Source organism: Streptomyces marianii (assembly GCF_005795905.1).
Taxonomy (GTDB): Bacteria; Actinomycetota; Actinomycetes; order Streptomycetales; family Streptomycetaceae; genus Streptomyces; species Streptomyces marianii.
In genome coordinates this window covers 7,257,501-7,273,427 of record NZ_VAWE01000001.1, presented here as the reverse complement: position 1 = coordinate 7,273,427, position 15,927 = coordinate 7,257,501, and the positions used below count along the sequence as shown (strand labels likewise).

The following is a 15,927-nucleotide window of genomic DNA, read 5'->3' as shown; positions in this document are numbered from 1 at the left end:
CTGCTCCGTACCGACGGAGCGAGGGGTGACCGGGCCACGGACGCGAGAGGGCCGGCTCGGAGACGCCTCCGAGCCGGCCCTGACGCTTTCCGGGCAGCCCCGGGGACAGCCCTTAGCCGTCGTACTCGTCAAGCGGCGGGCAGGAGCAGACCAGGTTCCGGTCACCGAAGGCGCCGTCGATCCGGCGCACCGGCGGCCAGTACTTGTCCGTCACCTCGACACCCGAAGGGAAGACGGCTTCCTCGCGGCTGTACGCGTGCTCCCACTCCCCGCCGAGCACGGCCGCGGTGTGCGGGGCGTTGCGCAGCGGGTTGTCCTCGGCGGGCCACTCGCCGGAGGCGACCTTCTCGATCTCCGCGCGAATGGCGATCATCGCGTCGCAGAACCGGTCGATCTCGGTCAGGTCCTCGCTCTCGGTGGGCTCGATCATCAGCGTGCCGGCCACCGGGAACGACATCGTCGGCGCGTGGAAGCCGTAGTCGATGAGGCGCTTGGCGATGTCGTCGACGCTCACACCGGTCGTCTTGGACAGCGGTCGCAGGTCGACGATGCACTCGTGCGCGACCAGGCCCGCCGGTCCGGTGTACAGCACCGGGTAGTGCGGCTCGAGGCGCTTGGCGATGTAGTTCGCCGCGAGCACCGCGACCTGGGTGGCGCTCTTGAGGCCCTCGCCGCCCATCAGCCTCATGTACGCCCACGAGATGGGCAGGATGCCCGCGGAGCCCCAGGGGGCGGCCGAGATCGGGCCGACGCCGGTCTCGGGCCCGGCGGAGGGCTGGAGCGGGTGGTTCGGCAGGTACGGGGCGAGGTGCTCACGGACGGCCACCGGGCCGACACCGGGACCGCCGCCGCCGTGCGGGATGCAGAACGTCTTGTGCAGGTTGAGGTGTGAGACGTCGCCGCCGAACTTGCCCGGCCTGGCGAGGCCGACCAGCGCGTTCAGGTTGGCACCGTCGACGTACACCTGACCGCCGGCCTCGTGCACCTGGGCGCAGATGTCGGCGACGTGCTCCTCGAACACCCCGTGCGTCGACGGGTAGGTGATCATGAGGACGGACAGCTCGTCGCGGTACTTCTCGATCTTGGCGCGCAGGTCGTGGACGTCGATCTCACCGTCGTCGGCGGTGCGGACGACGACGACCTTCATCCCGGCCATCACCGCGCTGGCGGCGTTCGTACCGTGCGCGGAGGACGGGATCAGGCAGACGGTGCGCTGCTCGTCGCCGTTGGCACGGTGGTACGCGCGGACCGCGAGGAGGCCGGCCAGTTCGCCCTGGGATCCGGCATTCGGCTGGATCGAGACCTTGTCGTAGCCGGTGACCTCGGCGAGGCGCTCCTCCAGCTCGTGGATCAGGGTCAGATAACCCTCGGCCTGCCCGACCGGGGCGAAGGGGTGGATCTGGCCGAACTCCGGCCAGGTGACCGGCTCCATCTCGGTGGTCGCGTTCAGCTTCATCGTGCAGGAGCCGAGCGGGATCATGCCGCGATCCAGCGCGTAGTCGCGGTCGGCGAGCCGGCGCAGGTAGCGGAGCATCGCGGTCTCGGAGCGGTGCGCGTGGAAGACCGGGTGGGTGAGGTAATCGTCCCTGCGGAGCAGCGCGGCGGGCAGCGTGTCCTCGACGGTCGCGTCCAGCGCCTCGATGTCGCCGGAGACGCCGAACGCGGCCCAGACGGCGGAGACCTGGGCACGCAGCGTGGTCTCGTCGCAGGAGAGCGACACGTGGTCGGCGTCCACGAGGTGCAGATTGACACCACCCTCGCGGGCCGCGGCGACGATGCCGGCGGCCTTGCCCGGGACACGGGCGGTCAGCGTGTCGAAGAACGTGCCGTGGACGACCTCGACACCGCCCGCGCGCAGCCCCTCGGCGAGGATCGCGGCGTAGCGGTGGGTCCGGCGCGCGATCGTCCGCAGCCCCTCGGGACCGTGGTAGACGGCGTACATCCCGGCCATGACCGCGAGGAGCACCTGGGCGGTGCAGATGTTGCTGGTGGCCTTCTCGCGGCGGATGTGCTGCTCGCGGGTCTGCAGGGCGAGACGGTACGCCTTGTTGCCGTCGGCGTCGACGGAGACGCCGACGAGTCGCCCGGGCAGGCTGCGGGCGTGCTTCTGCTGGACGGCCATGTAGCCGGCGTGCGGGCCGCCGAAGCCCATGGGGACGCCGAAGCGCTGCGTCGTGCCGACGGCGATGTCCGCACCGAGCTCACCGGGCGAGGTGAGCAGCGTCAGGGCGAGCAGATCGGCGGCGACGGTGACGATCGCGCCGAGCTCGTGGGCCTGGTCGATGACCGGCTTTATGTCCCGGACGGCACCGGAGGCACCCGGGTACTGGACCAGTACGCCGAAAACTCCGCGCTCGGCGATCTCCGCCGGGATCCCGTCGCCGAGGTCGGCCACGACGACCTCGACGCCGGTCGGCTCGGCCCGGGTCTCGATCACGGCGATGGTCTGCGGCAGCGCGTCGGCGTCGATCAGGAAGACACCGTTCTTGACCTTGCCGACGCGCCGGGACAGCGCCATGGCCTCCGCGGCGGCGGTGCCCTCGTCGAGCAGCGAGGCGCCGGACGTGGGCAGTCCGGTCAGGTCGGCGACCATGGTCTGGAAGTTGAGCAGCGCCTCCAGACGGCCCTGCGAGATCTCCGGCTGGTACGGCGTGTACGCCGTGTACCAGGCCGGGTTCTCCATCACGTTCCGCAGGACGACCGGCGGGGTGAAGGTCCCGTAGTAGCCGAGGCCGATCATCGGGGCGAGCACCTGGTTGCGGTCGGCGAGGCCGCGGAGCTCGGCGAGCACTTCGGCCTCGGTGCGGGCGCCGGGCAGTCCCAGAGCCTCGGTGCTCTTGATGACGTCCGGCACGGCGGCGGCGGTCAGCTCGTCCAGCGAGCCGTAGCCGACCTGCGCCAGCATCTTCGCCTGGGCCTCGGTGTCGGGGCCGATGTGGCGCTGCTCGAAGGGGGTGCCTCGCTCCAGCTGGGAGAGCGGAATGCGGTTGGCGGTCATTGCGGAGGCCTCCTGGTCGTAACGACCTGCGAGGGGCACCACGGCGCGGGTGCCCGGACGGCCTCCCCCTCTGTCATCTCAACCTGAGAGCTTCACCGGAACGCCCCGGGGCGCGCCGGCTTTCACCGTCGGTGAGAGCGGATGCCGTCCGACGCCCGCCCTGCTTTCCAGAGTGACCTCGTCCGTGCGGTACAGGGGCCTGAGAGATTCCGGGGAGGATTTGCTCCTTCGGCGGCTCCGGCTTTCACCGGGGCACTCTCCCGCACGGGGTCAGCAGCCGCTGCCAGCGTACCAGCGCGGCCTCACCTGGGAGCTTCGAGTGGACGCCGCCCTGGATGTGCACTTTCGTAGTGTTCAGCGAACCCGTGCGACCTGTTTGGAGGGACCGTGCAGACCGACATCGATCCGCGCAGCCTGATCGGCCGCAAGGCGTTCGACCGCGACGGCCACAAGATCGGGACCGTGGACGAGGTGTACCTCGACGACGCCACGGGCGTCCCCGAATGGGCGGCCGTACGAACCGGCCTGTTCAGCCGGGACGCGTTCGTACCACTGGAGCCCAGCCGGCTCGAGGGCGACGGCCTCCACATACCCTTCGAGCGCGCCCTGATCAAGGACGCGCCGGACTTCGGTGTCGGCCGCCATCTCTCTCCCGAGCAGGAGCTGCAGCTGTACCACCACTACGGTCTCGACCTGCCCTCGCTTCCGGAGAGGCCGACCACCTCTCCGTCCCCCGGCGACGAGGCCGGGGGCCCCGGCACCGGCTCCGCCGGTGACCGCGACTTCGGGCGGCTGGCCGGCCACGACGACTGATCCTCCGGCGGGCGCACCAGCGGCAGCGGCTCCGAGGGCTCCAGGCCCGGGTCGTCCACCGCGAACGTCCGCACCCGGCCGGGCGCGGCCGACCACGGCTCCTCGAAGCGGACCGTGACCTTCCCCAGCCCGCTGCCCTGAACCCATCCGGAGCCGTACTCGGCGTGGCGTACATCCTGCCCGGCGGCCCAGCGCCGGTCCGCCACCGGCCTCGCGTCCCCGCCCGGCGACCGCTCCTCGCCCGGCGTCGGCTCACGGGACGGCGCGGACTCCTCGTCCTCGTCGTGTCGCTCCCCCGCGGCTGCCTGTGCGAAGAGGTCCTCCTGCGTGTAGTCGGCGAGGCCGCTCACACCGACGCCGAGCAGCCGGACCCCGCCCGTGGTGTCCACCGCCTCCAGCAGCCGGGCCGCAGCCTCCCGCACCACCGCGGGATCGTCCGTGGGCCCGCGCAGCGTCTCCGACCGGGTCAGCGTCGAGAAGTCGAACCGCCGCACCTTCAGCACGATCGTCCGTCCCGAGTGCCCGGAGGCACGGAGCCGGCGGACACACCGGTCGGCCAGCCGCTCGACCTCCGTCCGGATGCGGACCCGGTCGTGCAGGTCCACGTCGAAGGTGTCCTCGACCGACACGGACTTGGCGTCCCGCTCGGCGACCACGGGCCGGTCGTCGTGGCCCATGGCCATCCGGAAGATCGCTCTCCCGTGCGCCTTCCCCAGCAGCCGTACGAGCTCGTCCTCCCCCGCCTCGGCCAGATCCGCGACCGTGGTCATGCCGGCCCGCCGCAGATGCTCGCCCGTCGCCGGACCTACGCCCGGCAGAGTCCGTACCGGCATCGGCCCCAGCAGCTCCCGCTCGGTGCCGGGCGCTATGAGCACCAGCCCGTCCGGCTTGGCCTGCTCCGAGGCGATCTTCGCCAGCATCTTGGAACCCGCCAATCCCACCGAACCCGTCAGCCCGGTGGTCACCAGGATGTCCCTGCGCAGCCGCTCACCGGCCTCCCGGGCCGATCGGGAGTCATCCGCCGTCCCACCCGCCTCGAGATCCACGAAGGCCTCGTCCAGGCTCAGCGGTTCCACCAGGGGCGAGAGCTCGCCCAGCAGCTCCATCACTTGGTCGCTGACCGTCCGGTAGAGCGAGAAGCGCGGCACCAGGTAGGCGGCGTTTGGGCACAGCCTCCGCGCCTGTGCCATGGGCATCGCCGAGTGCACACCGAACCGTCTCGCCTCGTACGAAGCGGTGGCGACAACTCCGCGCGGCCCCAGGCCGCCGACGACCACCGGCTTCCCGCGCAGACTCGGCTTCGCCGCCTGCTCCGCGGCGGCGAAGAACGCATCCATGTCCAGATGCAGGATGGTGGGCGCGGGTCTCACGGCTCCGATGCTGCCCTATGGCACTGACAATCGCCCGTGCCCGTACCGGCCGGCCAGGAAGTCCGGCCCGGCCCGGGGGTCAGCCGGCGCGCTCGCGGCGGCGCCGGGCCAGCTCGTCACCCGGGTCGTGGCCGATCAGAGTCTCACCGGTGTCGACGCGCTCGCCGTGCAGCTGCGCGAGCGCCGCCTCGACGTCCCGCCACACGACTCCGACCGCGATCCCGAACACGCCCTGCCCTCCCTGGAGGAGATCGACGACCTCGTCCGGCGAGGAGCACTCGTAGACCGTCGCGCCGTCACTCATGAGGGTCATCCGCTCCAGGTCCGCGAAGCCGCGGGCCCGCAGGTGCTGTACCGCAGCGCGGATGTTCTGCAGGGCGACGCCCGTGTCCAGGAAGCGCTTGACGATCTTGAGGACGACCACGTCCCGGAAGCTGTAGAGCCGCTGCGTGCCCGATCCGTAGGCCGGCCGGACGCTCGGTTCGACCAGACCGGTGCGCGCCCAGTAGTCGAGCTGCCGGTAGGTGATGCCCGCCGCCGCGCAGGCGGTCGGCCCCCGGTAGCCCACGGTCTCGGGCGTCACATCGGCTTGCGCACTGTCGTGAAGCGAATACGGCTGCAAGCCCTCCGCGGGACCACGCCCGTGAGCACCCGCTGCCGTACCGTCGCCGCTGCTTCTCACGCCGACCTCCGTCCTTGACCTGCCTCCTCGACGGTAGGGAGTCGCCCCGGGTGCGTCAACGATCGCCACACTCGGCACGCCGAGTGATAATCACCCTGAGAGTGGTTTTGCGTGCCCTGATTCGGGGAATAGGTGGCCGGATGCCCGGCGGGCGAAGTTCCGACTCACCGGGCCCGGACCGGACAGCGACGCCTCCTCCCTACGGATGGCGGCGCCGGACCGGCGGAATCACTGACTGCTGGAGCCGAAGTCCTCCGGCGAGATCTGGTCGAGGAACTCGCGGAACTTCTCGACCTCGTCCTCCTGCTCGTCCGGGATCGCGATGCCCGCATCGTCCAGAACGCCGTCGCTGCCGTAGATCGGCGTGCCGGTCCGCAGCGCCAGAGCTATGGCGTCGGACGGCCTGGCGCTGACCTCGACGCCGCTGGCGAAAACCAGCTCCGCGTAGAAGACACCCTCCCGCAGGTCCGTGATCCGCACCTCGGTGAGTTCCTGTCCGACGGCCTCCAGGACGTCCTTGAACAGGTCGTGGGTCAACGGCCTGGCCGGCGCCATTCCCTGCTGCGCGAAGGCAATCGCGGTCGCCTCACCCGGTCCGATCCAGATGGGGAGGTACCGATCGCCTCCCACTTCGCGCAGGAGCACGATCGGCTGGTTGGAGGGCATTTCCACCCGGACACCCACAACGTCGAGCTCGTTCACACAGCAACCCTAGGACGTGCCCGGCAGGTTTGGGTAGTCGGGTTCCCCCAAGATCGGTGCAAGCCCGCCCGGGAGTTCAGGGGAGACGCACCCCCAGCGCCGTCTGGACCAGCGCGGAGTGCAGCCTGACCGAGAGCGCCGCCAGCTCCTTCGCGGTCGCCTCGGCATGCGCTCTGGTCTGCGGATTGCGGTGCCGGCGCAGCGGTGCGACCACTTGTTCGACCAGTCCGGCCTCACGGTCGGCAGCCGCCTTCATCGCCCGCAGATGCCTCGGCTCCAGACCGAATCTGCCCAGGTCGGCGATCAGTTTGGCCACCGTCACGGACTCGGCGTCGTAGGCGGACTCCGCCGAAGGAGTGATCAGACCGTAGGACTCCCACTCGTCGAGCTCCGCCTCGGTCACTTCCGCGGCGGCGAGCAGCTCCGCCCGGCCGACGCGGGCCGCCGTGGGCTTCTCGGAGAGGAACTCGTCCGCCGCACCGGAATCCACTGGCCCGCTCTCGGACGGCGGCGGAGGCCGCTCTCCCCGGGCCGGCGCGTCGAGGTGCTCGCGGATGACCTTCAGAGGCAGGTAGTGGTCCCGCTGCATCCGGAGCACCTGAGCGAGCCGCCGGACGTCCTCGGCGCTGAACTTGCGATAGCCGGACGGTGTGCGCTTCGGCTCGACGAGCCCCTCGGCCTCCAGGAACCGGATCTTGGAGATCGTGACCTCGGGGAACTCTTCGCGCAGCTGACTCAGCACCGAGCCGATACTGACCAGCTGGTCGCCACCGGCGGTGCCGTGACCGGCACCGCCCGTCGGAGTTCGCCGCATGGAGGTCCCTGAGGTCACATGCCCCGCTGGTTCGCGTAGAAGACCAGCCGGTACTTTCCGATCTGAACTTCGTCACCGTTCGCCAGGACGACCGAGTCGATCGGCTCACGGTTGACGTACGTGCCGTTGAGGCTGCCGACATCGGTGACGGTGAAGGTGCCGTCGGCCGCCCTGCGGAACTCCACATGCCGCCGGGAGACGGTGAAGTCGTCGAGGAAGATGTCGCTCTGAGGGTGGCGGCCCGCCGTGGTCAGTTCGCTGTCCAGGAGGAAGCGGCTGCCCGCGTTCGGCCCGCGGCGCACCACGAGCAGGGCGGATCCGAGCGGCAGGGCGTCGACGGCCGCCTGTGCCTCGGGCGAGAGCGAAGGAATGGGCGTCTGGCCGGTGGCCTCCGCCTCATAGGCCTCGATCCCCGAGATGGAGATCGTCGAGGTCGTCTCCGAGGCACGCTCCGCCGAAGCTCCGGCCCGCAGCGGCGCGCCGCAGTTGGAACAGAAGCGGCTGGTCTCGGCGTTGCGATTGCCGCATCGCGTACACACCGGCATGGACGGGTCCTCCTGCCGCGGCTGCCCCGCGGGGGCATGGGATGCATACGGGTCGGGCGTAAACCCTCCACCCGCACTTGAGGTTGACGGTTCCCCGAAACCTATGCGGCCGGGACCGGCAGGGTCAACAGCAGACGCGCCCGGACCGCCGGGAATGTCACCACCGGCGATCTCGTCCCGGAAGAGCGGACGCTCGCCGCTCTGCTCCGCCTCCTGGCCATGGCGCGGTGCGCGATGACGGGTGGTGCCGCCGTCCTCGCGTGCGCTCTTGCCGAACAACTTCCCAAACAACTTCACGGGCGATTCCCCTTGACCGAAAAACAGACCCGCCCGTGGGGCAGGAACCCTGAATGAACACACCTGCCGACCGGACATCCTCACAACGTCCGTACCCTCCGGACAGTTTCCACCACGCAGCACTCCTACGATGCGCCGACCCCCCGCAACCCCTCGTCCATCTCCGGCCTCCCTGGTACGCCCTTGTCTCACTGAGAGGACGACCGAGCGTAGTCAGGCCGTTCCACGGGCCGCAAGGCGTCCACGACGATCTTCTCCGAGCGGGTCACCGAGGCGGTGGCCTGCTCCTTCTCCAGGGTCTGCACCACGCCGCCGGGAATGTTCAGCGCCGGCTCGAGGTCCTGCGGCTTGCCGATGACCTTGAAGCGGTAGGGAGCGCTGATCTTCTTGCCGTCCACCTCGATGGAACCGCCGCCGTCGGAGAAGTAGGAGTCCGCGACGACCCTCACCCCGTTGACCTGGATCGCCTCGGCCCCGGCGGCGCGCAGCTCCTGGATCGCATCGAGCAGCATGTCCGACTCGACCGCTCCGGCACCGTCGCCGATGGTCAGCGTGATGCCCGGGCCCTGTGCCGCCACGGTACCTGCGAGGATGCCCAGCTGCCGCTCCTTTTCCTGTGTCTGCCTGCGCGCCTCTTCGGCCTGGTCCGAGCTGGTCTCCAGTTCGGTCCGCTGGTCCTCGAGGCGCCGCTTCTCATCTTCCAGACGCTTGGTGCGGTCATCCAGTTCATCGAGGATGCGCACGAGATCCTCCTGGCGGGCGCCGCGCAGGGCGCTGTTGTCGCTCGTCGACTGGACCTGGATGGCCAGGCCGAGGCCGAGGACGAACAGCAGGAGGGCCACGATGAGTTGGGCGCGAGAGAAGCGGGGCGGCCACAGCCCGGCCACCAGTCGCTGCCGCCCGGTCAACCGCGTCCCGTCGCCGGACGGCGGCGTCTTTGGGCCCTCCTCCGCGGGAGCGTCCGTGCCGTGGACGTCGGTGCGGTCCGTCCGCTCCGCCTCGTCGGTCCCGGAGCCCGCGTTCCCGGCAGCGGCGGACCGTTCGCCGGCCTTCCCGGTTCCCGCGGGCGTCGAGGGAGCCGGGGCGGGGAGCGGCCCCGGCACGGATCCGAGTGCGGGGACGGGCGGGTGGGACGGTGTCGCCTCGGGCCTCTGCGGCGGCGTCGCCTCGGGCGGGCGGTCGCCCGTCGTCGTCGGCTTCCCGTCCTGGGGGGCCGGCTTCTCACGCAGGGTCTTGTCGTCGTCACTCATCGGCCTCACGCCCGGAACACATGGCGGCGGATGGCGGCCGCGTTGGAGAAGATCCGGATGCCGAGGACGACCACCACACCCGTGGACAGCTGCGCACCGACGCCCAGCTTGTCGCCGAGGAAGACGATCAGCGCGGCCACGACGACGTTCGACAGGAAGGAGACCACGAAGACCTTGTCGACGAAGATCCCGTCGAGCATGGCCCGCAGGCCGCCGAACACCGCGTCGAGAGCAGCGACCACGGCGATCGGAAGGTAGGGCTCGACCACCGCCGGCACCTCAGGGCGGAGCAACAGTCCCGCCACGACTCCCAAGACCAGGCCCAGTACGGCGATCACGATGTGCCCTTCCCTGTCTCTGCCGTTCCCTGACCGGCGGGCGTACCACCGGCGGTCCTCGGCTCTGCGGTACGTACGATCAGGCTCGGCGCGGCCGGCAGACGCACCCGTTCCTGGGCGGAGATGCTGCTCCGGATCCCGAAGTTCTCCCGCAGCGCGTGGAGGTACTGGCCGTCCGCGCTGTCCTGGAAGGCGGTGCTCAGCTTCTTCCCGTCCCCGACGGCGAGCACCGTGTAGGGCGGCACCAGCGGCTTGTTGTCGACGAGTATGGCGTCACCGGCGGCCCTGATCGCGGACAGGGCCGTCAACCGCTGCCCGTTGATCGCGACGGCCTCCGCGCCGGACTCCCAGAGTCCGTTGACGACGCGCTGCATGTCGCGGTCGCGGACCCGGCCGGTGTCGGAGAAGCCGCTGCTCTCCCGCGGACCGCCACCGCCCGCCTTGCTGCCCTTGGCGTCGTCGACGACCAGCTTCACCCCCTGGCCTGTCACCTCGGTCGCTCCGGAGAGCAGCGCCACGAGGTCTCCCTGGTGCCCGCCCTGCCGCTGGAGCGCCTTGCGCTGCCGTTCGCCGACCTCCTCGCGGAGGCTGTCGACGTCCTGCTCCAGTTCGTCCGCGGCCGTGGTCTCGGCCTCGATACGGTCGATGAGCTCTTCCCGTTCCTTCGCCACGACGGGTGCCGATATCCGCGCCTGAGCAGCGCCGAGAGTGACCACCAGCGCTGCCAGCACCAGCCCGGCCGCGAGCCACAACTTCGCCCGAAGCGTCTGGGGCAGCCGCCCGCCCTCCGCGTCCCTGCGGGCCGCCGCCTCCGCGTAACCGTCGTCGAGGCTGTGGTCCATGACGTTGTTCAGCAGCGACATCGAGGCATCGGGACGCGGCGGTGAGGCTGTCCTCGGTACGGGGGGCTGCTGCGGCATGCCGCACATCGTCGCACGTCGCAGCCGCTACCGCCGAATGGCCCCACGGTTGTGCCGGGACGCGGGCCGTCCCGCGCCCCGGCACTCCGTCCTCAGACCGCCGGCCCGCTCACTGCTTCGTGTCGTCACCTGCGCCTTCCACCACCGCGGACCACTCGCCGAGGAGTGCCTGGGCGGATGTGTCGTCGGGACCCTCGGCCCACAGATGGGTGACTGCCTCGGACGGGTCGGGGAGCACGAGGACCCAGCGGCCGTCGGCCTCCACGACGCGGACACCGTCGGTCGTGTCCACGAACCGGTCACCGGCGGCCTCGACGACCCGGCGCATCACGAGGCCCTTGACCGCCCACGGCGTCGCGATGTCCGTGCGCAGCACATGGGCCCTCGGGATACGGGCGTCGATCTGGCTCAGCGTGAGCTGGGTACGGGCCACCAGGCCGAGGAGTCGCACGAACGCCGCCGGACCGTCGAAGACGCTGCTGAACTCCGGGATGATGAAGCCACCGCGGCCGTCACCGCCGAAGATGGTGGACTCCTCCCGGCAGACCCGGGTCAGGTCGTCGGGCGATGTGGTCGTCCACTCCACCTGGGTGCCGTGGTAGGCGGCGACCTGCTCGGCGATGCGCGTCGTCGTCACGGGCAACGCCACCTTGCCGCTGCGGCGTTCCGCGGCCACGAGGTCCAGCATGACGAGCAGCGCCCTGTCGTCCTCCACGATCCGGCCGCGCTCGTCCACGAACGACAACCGCTCGCCGACGGGGTCGAAGCGCACGCCGAAGGCGGCGTGCGCGGACGCCACGATCTCGCCCAACCGCACCAGGCCCTGCCTGCGCTGCTCGAGCGTCTCGGTCGGTCGCGACTCGTCGAGCCCGGGGTTGATCGTCAGCGCGTCCACGCCGAGCCTGCCGAGGAGGCTCGGCAGTACGAGACCGGCGCTGCCGTTGGACGCGTCGATGACGACCTTGAGGCCGGCCTCCGCGATCCCGCTGGTGTCGACGTTGCGCAGCAACGAGCCCGTGTAGGAGTCGTAGATGCTCGCCGGGAAGGAGAGGTCCCCGATCTCGCCGGGGAACGCACGCCGGTACTCCTGACGCGCGTACACGCGGTCGAGCTTCCGCTGGCCGCCCTGGGACAGGTCCGCACCCCGCTCGTCGAAGAACATGATGTCGACCGAGTCGGGCACACCCGGCGAGGTGCGGATCATGATGCCGCCGGCGCTGCCCCGGGCCGTCTGCTGCCGGGCCACCGGCAGGGGGACGTTCTCCAGGTCCCGGACGTCGATGGCGCTGGTCTGGAGTGCGGAGATCACCGCGCGTTTGAGGGCTCGCGCGCCTCGGGAGTGGTCGCGGGCCGTGGTGACGGTCGCGCCCTTCTTCAGCGTGGTGGCGTACGCGCCCGCGAGTCGCACGGCGAGTTCGGGCGTGATCTCGACGTTCAGGATTCCCGATACGCCCCGGGCCCCGAAGAGATGCGCCTGGCCGCGGGACTCCCAGATCACCGAGGTGTTGACGAAGGCGCCGGCTTCGATGGTCTTGAACGGATAGACCCGGACGTTGCCCTGGACGATGGACTCCTCGCCGATCAGGCATTCGTCGCCGATGACAGCGCCGTCCTCGATCCGAACGGCGCGCATGATGTCGGTGTTCTTGCCGATGACGCAGCCGCGCAGATTGCTGTGGGGCCCGATGTAGACGTTGTCGTGGATGACGGCCCGGTGGAGGAACGCACCCGATTTCACGACCACATTGGACCCGACCACGGTGTGTTCGCGGATCTCGACGCCGGCTTCGACCTTGGCGTAGTCGCCGACGTAGAGGGGACCGCGCAGCACGGCGTCAGGATGCACCTCGGCACCCTCCGCCACCCAGACGCCGGGCGAGATCTCGAAGCCGTCGATGTCCACGTCGACCTTGCCCTCGAGCACGTCGGCCTGTGCCTTCACATAGCTCTCGTGGGTGCCGACGTCCTCCCAGTAGCCCTCGGCGATGTAGCCGTAGATCGGCTTGCCTTCCTTCATCAGCTGCGGGAAGACATCACCGGACCAGTCCACCGAGACATCCGGCTCGACGTAGTCGAAGACTTCCGGCTCCATCACGTAGATGCCGGTGTTCACGGTGTCCGAGAAGACCTGGCCCCAGGTGGGCTTCTCCAGGAACCTCTCGACCTTGCCCTGTTCGTCCACGATCGTGATGCCGAATTCAAGGGGATTCGGCACCCGGGTCAGACACACCGTGACCAGTGCGCCCTTCTCCTTGTGGAACCGGATGAGATCCGAGAGGTCGAAGTCGGTGAGTGCATCTCCGGAAATGACGAGGAATGCGTCGTCCTTGAGCGCCTCTTCCGCATTCTTCACACTGCCCGCGGTACCGAGTGGCTTTTCCTCGTGCGCGTAGGTGAGCTCCATACCCAGCTCTTCACCGTCGCCGAAGTAGTTCTTGACGAGGGAAGCGAGGAACTGGACGGTCACGACCGTCTCAGTGAGCCCGTGCCGCTTGAGCAGGCGCAGCACGTGCTCCATGATCGGCCTGTTGACCACCGGCAGCAGTGGCTTGGGCATGCTCGAGGTCATAGGGCGAAGTCGTGTTCCTTCGCCACCAGCCATCACGACGGCCTTCATGTCGGAAGCGTCCTCCTTGAAGAGACGACGGTCCAGCCGACTTCACCCGTCCGGGCAGGCCCCTCTCCAGTTCTCATGCGGACCGGTGGGACTCTGCACAGCTCCGTGCATACGGCTCAATCGGCCACGGCGTCAGCCTTGACGAGTCGGCGGACCTGGACCACATAGAGGATCCCTGCCCACCAGTACAGAGTTGTACCCCATCCTGCGAACGCCCATCCGAAAACTTCGGCGAGTGACGCAAGCCACCCGTCTCCGTCGCTGAGCAGCAGGAGTGGGAACGCGTACATCAAGTTGAAGGTAGCCGCCTTGCCCAGAAAGTTCACCTGGGGAGGCGGATAGCCGTGCCGGCGCAGGATTCCCACCATCACGAGGAGCATCAGGTCCCGCGCCAAAAGTGCCGCGGTCAACCAAAGAGGCAGGATCCCCCGCCAGGTCAGGCCCACCAGGGTGGAAAGGATGTAGAGCCGGTCAGCGGCGGGATCGAGGATCCGGCCCAGGCTGCTGATCTGGTTCCATCGGCGGGCGAGCTTGCCGTCGAGATAGTCGCTGACGCCACTCAGCGCGAGCACGAGCAGGGCCCAGCCGTCGGCCTTCGGACCACCGAACTCGGGTAGGAGAATCAGCCACAGGAACAGCGGTACGCCGAGCAGGCGAGCCATACTGAGGATGTTGGGGATGGTGAGTACCCGGTCGGTCTGAACGCGGGTCTCCTGGACCTCCACCCGGGGGCCTCCTGCCGAACGTACCAACGATGCCTCCTGACCTTACCGTCAGCAGGATGAGCGGTGTACACAGGGGTGGCGGTCACTCGGGCACGGTCTGCCCCTGCCCCCGGGACATGAGAAAGCCCCGGACCATCACGGTCCGGGGCTTTCCCAGAAGAATTGTTCGGCGGTGTCCTACTCTCCCACAGGGTCCCCCCTGCAGTACCATCGGCGCTGAAAGGCTTAGCTTCCGGGTTCGGAATGTAACCGGGCGTTTCCCTAACGCTATGACCACCGAAACACTATGAAGATATCGAACCCGGCCGACCACACAGTGGTCTCGGCATGTTCGTTACTTCAGAACTAACACAGTGGACGCGAGCAACTGAGGACAAGCCCTCGGCCTATTAGTACCGGTCAACTCCACCAGTCACCTGGCTTCCATATCCGGCCTATCAACCCAGTCGTCTACTGGGAGCCTTACCCCATCAAGTGGGTGGGAGTCCTCATCTCGAAGCAGGCTTCCCGCTTAGATGCTTTCAGCGGTTATCCCTCCCGAACGTAGCCAACCAGCCATGCCCTTGGCAGGACAACTGGCACACCAGAGGTTCGTCCGTCCCGGTCCTCTCGTACTAGGGACAGCCCTTCTCAAGACTCCTACGCGCACAGCGGATAGGGACCGAACTGTCTCACGACGTTCTAAACCCAGCTCGCGTACCGCTTTAATGGGCGAACAGCCCAACCCTTGGGACCGACTCCAGCCCCAGGATGCGACGAGCCGACATCGAGGTGCCAAACCATCCCGTCGATATGGACTCTTGGGGAAGATCAGCCTGTTATCCCCGGGGTACCTTTTATCCGTTGAGCGACGGCGCTTCCACAAGCCACCGCCGGATCACTAGTCCCGACTTTCGTCCCTGCTCGACCCGTCGGTCTCACAGTCAAGCTCCCTTGTGCACTTACACTCAACACCTGATTGCCAACCAGGCTGAGGGAACCTTTGGGCGCCTCCGTTACCCTTTGGGAGGCAACCGCCCCAGTTAAACTACCCATCAGACACTGTCCCTGATCCGGATCACGGACCCAGGTTAGACATCCAGCACGACCAGAGTGGTATTTCAACGACGACTCCACCTGAACTGGCGTCCAAGCTTCACAGTCTCCCACCTATCCTACACAAGCCGAACCGAACACCAATATCAAACTGTAGTAAAGGTCCCGGGGTCTTTCCGTCCTGCTGCGCGAAACGAGCATCTTTACTCGTAGTGCAATTTCACCGGGCCTATGGTTGAGACAGTCGAGAAGTCGTTACGCCATTCGTGCAGGTCGGAACTTACCCGACAAGGAATTTCGCTACCTTAGGATGGTTATAGTTACCACCGCCGTTTACTGGCGCTTAAGTTCTCAGCTTCGCCCCACCGAAATGGAGCTAACCGGTCCCCTTAACGTTCCAGCACCGGGCAGGCGTCAGTCCGTATACATCGCCTTACGGCTTCGCACGGACCTGTGTTTTTAGTAAACAGTCGCTTCTCGCTGGTCTCTGCGGCCACCCCCAGCTCAAGGAGTACATCCCATCACCAGGCGTGGCCCCCCTTCTCCCGAAGTTACGGGGGCATTTTGCCGAGTTCCTTAACCATAGTTCACCCGAACGCCTCGGTATTCTCTACCTGACCACCTGAGTCGGTTTAGGGTACGGGCCGCCATGAAACTCGCTAGAGGCTTTTCTCGACAGCATAGGATCATCCACTTCACCACAATCGGCTCGGCATCAGGTCTCAGACTACGTGTCACGCGGATTTGCCTACGTGACGTCCTACACCCTTACCCCGGGACAACCACCGCCCGGGCTGGACTACCTTCCTGCGTCACCCCAT

The 15,927-nt window shown here is 68.3% G+C and carries 11 protein-coding genes, 2 rRNA genes, 1 pseudogene and 1 riboswitch (1 of these 15 cut by a window edge); of the genes and pseudogenes, 1 reads left to right on the top strand and 13 read right to left on the bottom strand.

The window, feature by feature from the left end; all coding sequences use genetic code 11:
- Positions 1-112: 112 nt before the first annotated feature.
- Positions 113-2,998, bottom strand: coding sequence for an aminomethyl-transferring glycine dehydrogenase (gcvP, locus tag FEF34_RS32955; RefSeq protein ID WP_138056421.1), 2,886 nt, complete (start codon positions 2,996-2,998; stop codon positions 113-115).
- A 177-nt stretch (positions 2,999-3,175) separates the two neighbouring features.
- Positions 3,176-3,271, bottom strand: a riboswitch (glycine riboswitch).
- Between the two features lie 114 nt (positions 3,272-3,385).
- Here gcvP and FEF34_RS44360 point away from each other — a divergent pair.
- Positions 3,386-3,532 (top strand): annotated as a pseudogene (locus FEF34_RS44360) (PRC-barrel domain-containing protein); the annotation flags it as partial.
- Between the two features lie 146 nt (positions 3,533-3,678).
- Here FEF34_RS44360 and FEF34_RS32945 read toward each other — a convergent pair.
- The 12 genes from FEF34_RS32945 to FEF34_RS32890 form a co-directional block, all read right to left on the bottom strand.
- Positions 3,679-5,181 carry a DNA polymerase IV gene (locus FEF34_RS32945; protein ID WP_138056420.1) on the bottom strand — a complete coding sequence of 501 codons (1,503 nt, stop codon included), beginning with the start codon at positions 5,179-5,181 and terminating at the stop codon, positions 3,679-3,681.
- Between the two features lie 79 nt (positions 5,182-5,260).
- A complete protein-coding gene (locus tag FEF34_RS32940) occupies positions 5,261-5,863 on the bottom strand; it encodes a MerR family transcriptional regulator (protein ID WP_138056419.1) in 603 nt (200 codons plus the stop codon).
- Positions 5,864-6,091: 228 nt separating this feature from the next.
- Positions 6,092-6,565, bottom strand: a complete 474-nt coding sequence (locus FEF34_RS32935; protein WP_026281837.1) for a bifunctional nuclease family protein — start codon at positions 6,563-6,565, stop codon at positions 6,092-6,094.
- Between the two features lie 76 nt (positions 6,566-6,641).
- A complete protein-coding gene (gene ftsR, locus FEF34_RS32930; protein WP_138056418.1) occupies positions 6,642-7,379 on the bottom strand; it encodes a transcriptional regulator FtsR in 738 nt (245 codons plus the stop codon).
- A 14-nt stretch (positions 7,380-7,393) separates the two neighbouring features.
- Positions 7,394-7,924 (bottom strand): FHA domain-containing protein, encoded by a 531-nt coding sequence (locus FEF34_RS44020; protein ID WP_325063656.1) that lies wholly within the window; start codon positions 7,922-7,924, stop codon positions 7,394-7,396.
- A 485-nt stretch (positions 7,925-8,409) separates the two neighbouring features.
- On the bottom strand, positions 8,410-9,324 hold the full coding sequence (locus FEF34_RS32920; protein WP_234043281.1) for a DUF881 domain-containing protein: 915 nt from the start codon (positions 9,322-9,324) through the stop codon (positions 8,410-8,412).
- Positions 9,325-9,476: 152 nt separating this feature from the next.
- Complete coding sequence (locus tag FEF34_RS32915; RefSeq protein ID WP_017948521.1) at positions 9,477-9,809, bottom strand: small basic family protein; 333 nt, start codon at positions 9,807-9,809, stop codon at positions 9,477-9,479.
- Positions 9,806-10,729, bottom strand: a complete 924-nt coding sequence (locus tag FEF34_RS32910; RefSeq protein ID WP_138056416.1) for a DUF881 domain-containing protein — start codon at positions 10,727-10,729, stop codon at positions 9,806-9,808. The genes FEF34_RS32915 and FEF34_RS32910 overlap by 4 nt, the downstream gene beginning before the upstream one ends.
- A gap of 109 nt (positions 10,730-10,838) precedes the next feature.
- Positions 10,839-13,346, bottom strand: coding sequence for a mannose-1-phosphate guanyltransferase (locus tag FEF34_RS32905; RefSeq protein WP_138056415.1), 2,508 nt, complete (start codon positions 13,344-13,346; stop codon positions 10,839-10,841).
- A gap of 116 nt (positions 13,347-13,462) precedes the next feature.
- A complete protein-coding gene (locus FEF34_RS32900; protein ID WP_138056414.1) occupies positions 13,463-14,071 on the bottom strand; it encodes a CDP-alcohol phosphatidyltransferase family protein in 609 nt (202 codons plus the stop codon).
- Positions 14,072-14,235: 164 nt separating this feature from the next.
- Positions 14,236-14,352: ribosomal RNA gene (gene rrf / locus FEF34_RS32895) — 5S ribosomal RNA — on the bottom strand.
- An 88-nt stretch (positions 14,353-14,440) separates the two neighbouring features.
- A 23S ribosomal RNA gene (locus FEF34_RS32890) occupies positions 14,441-15,927 on the bottom strand (it continues 1,630 nt past the right edge of the window).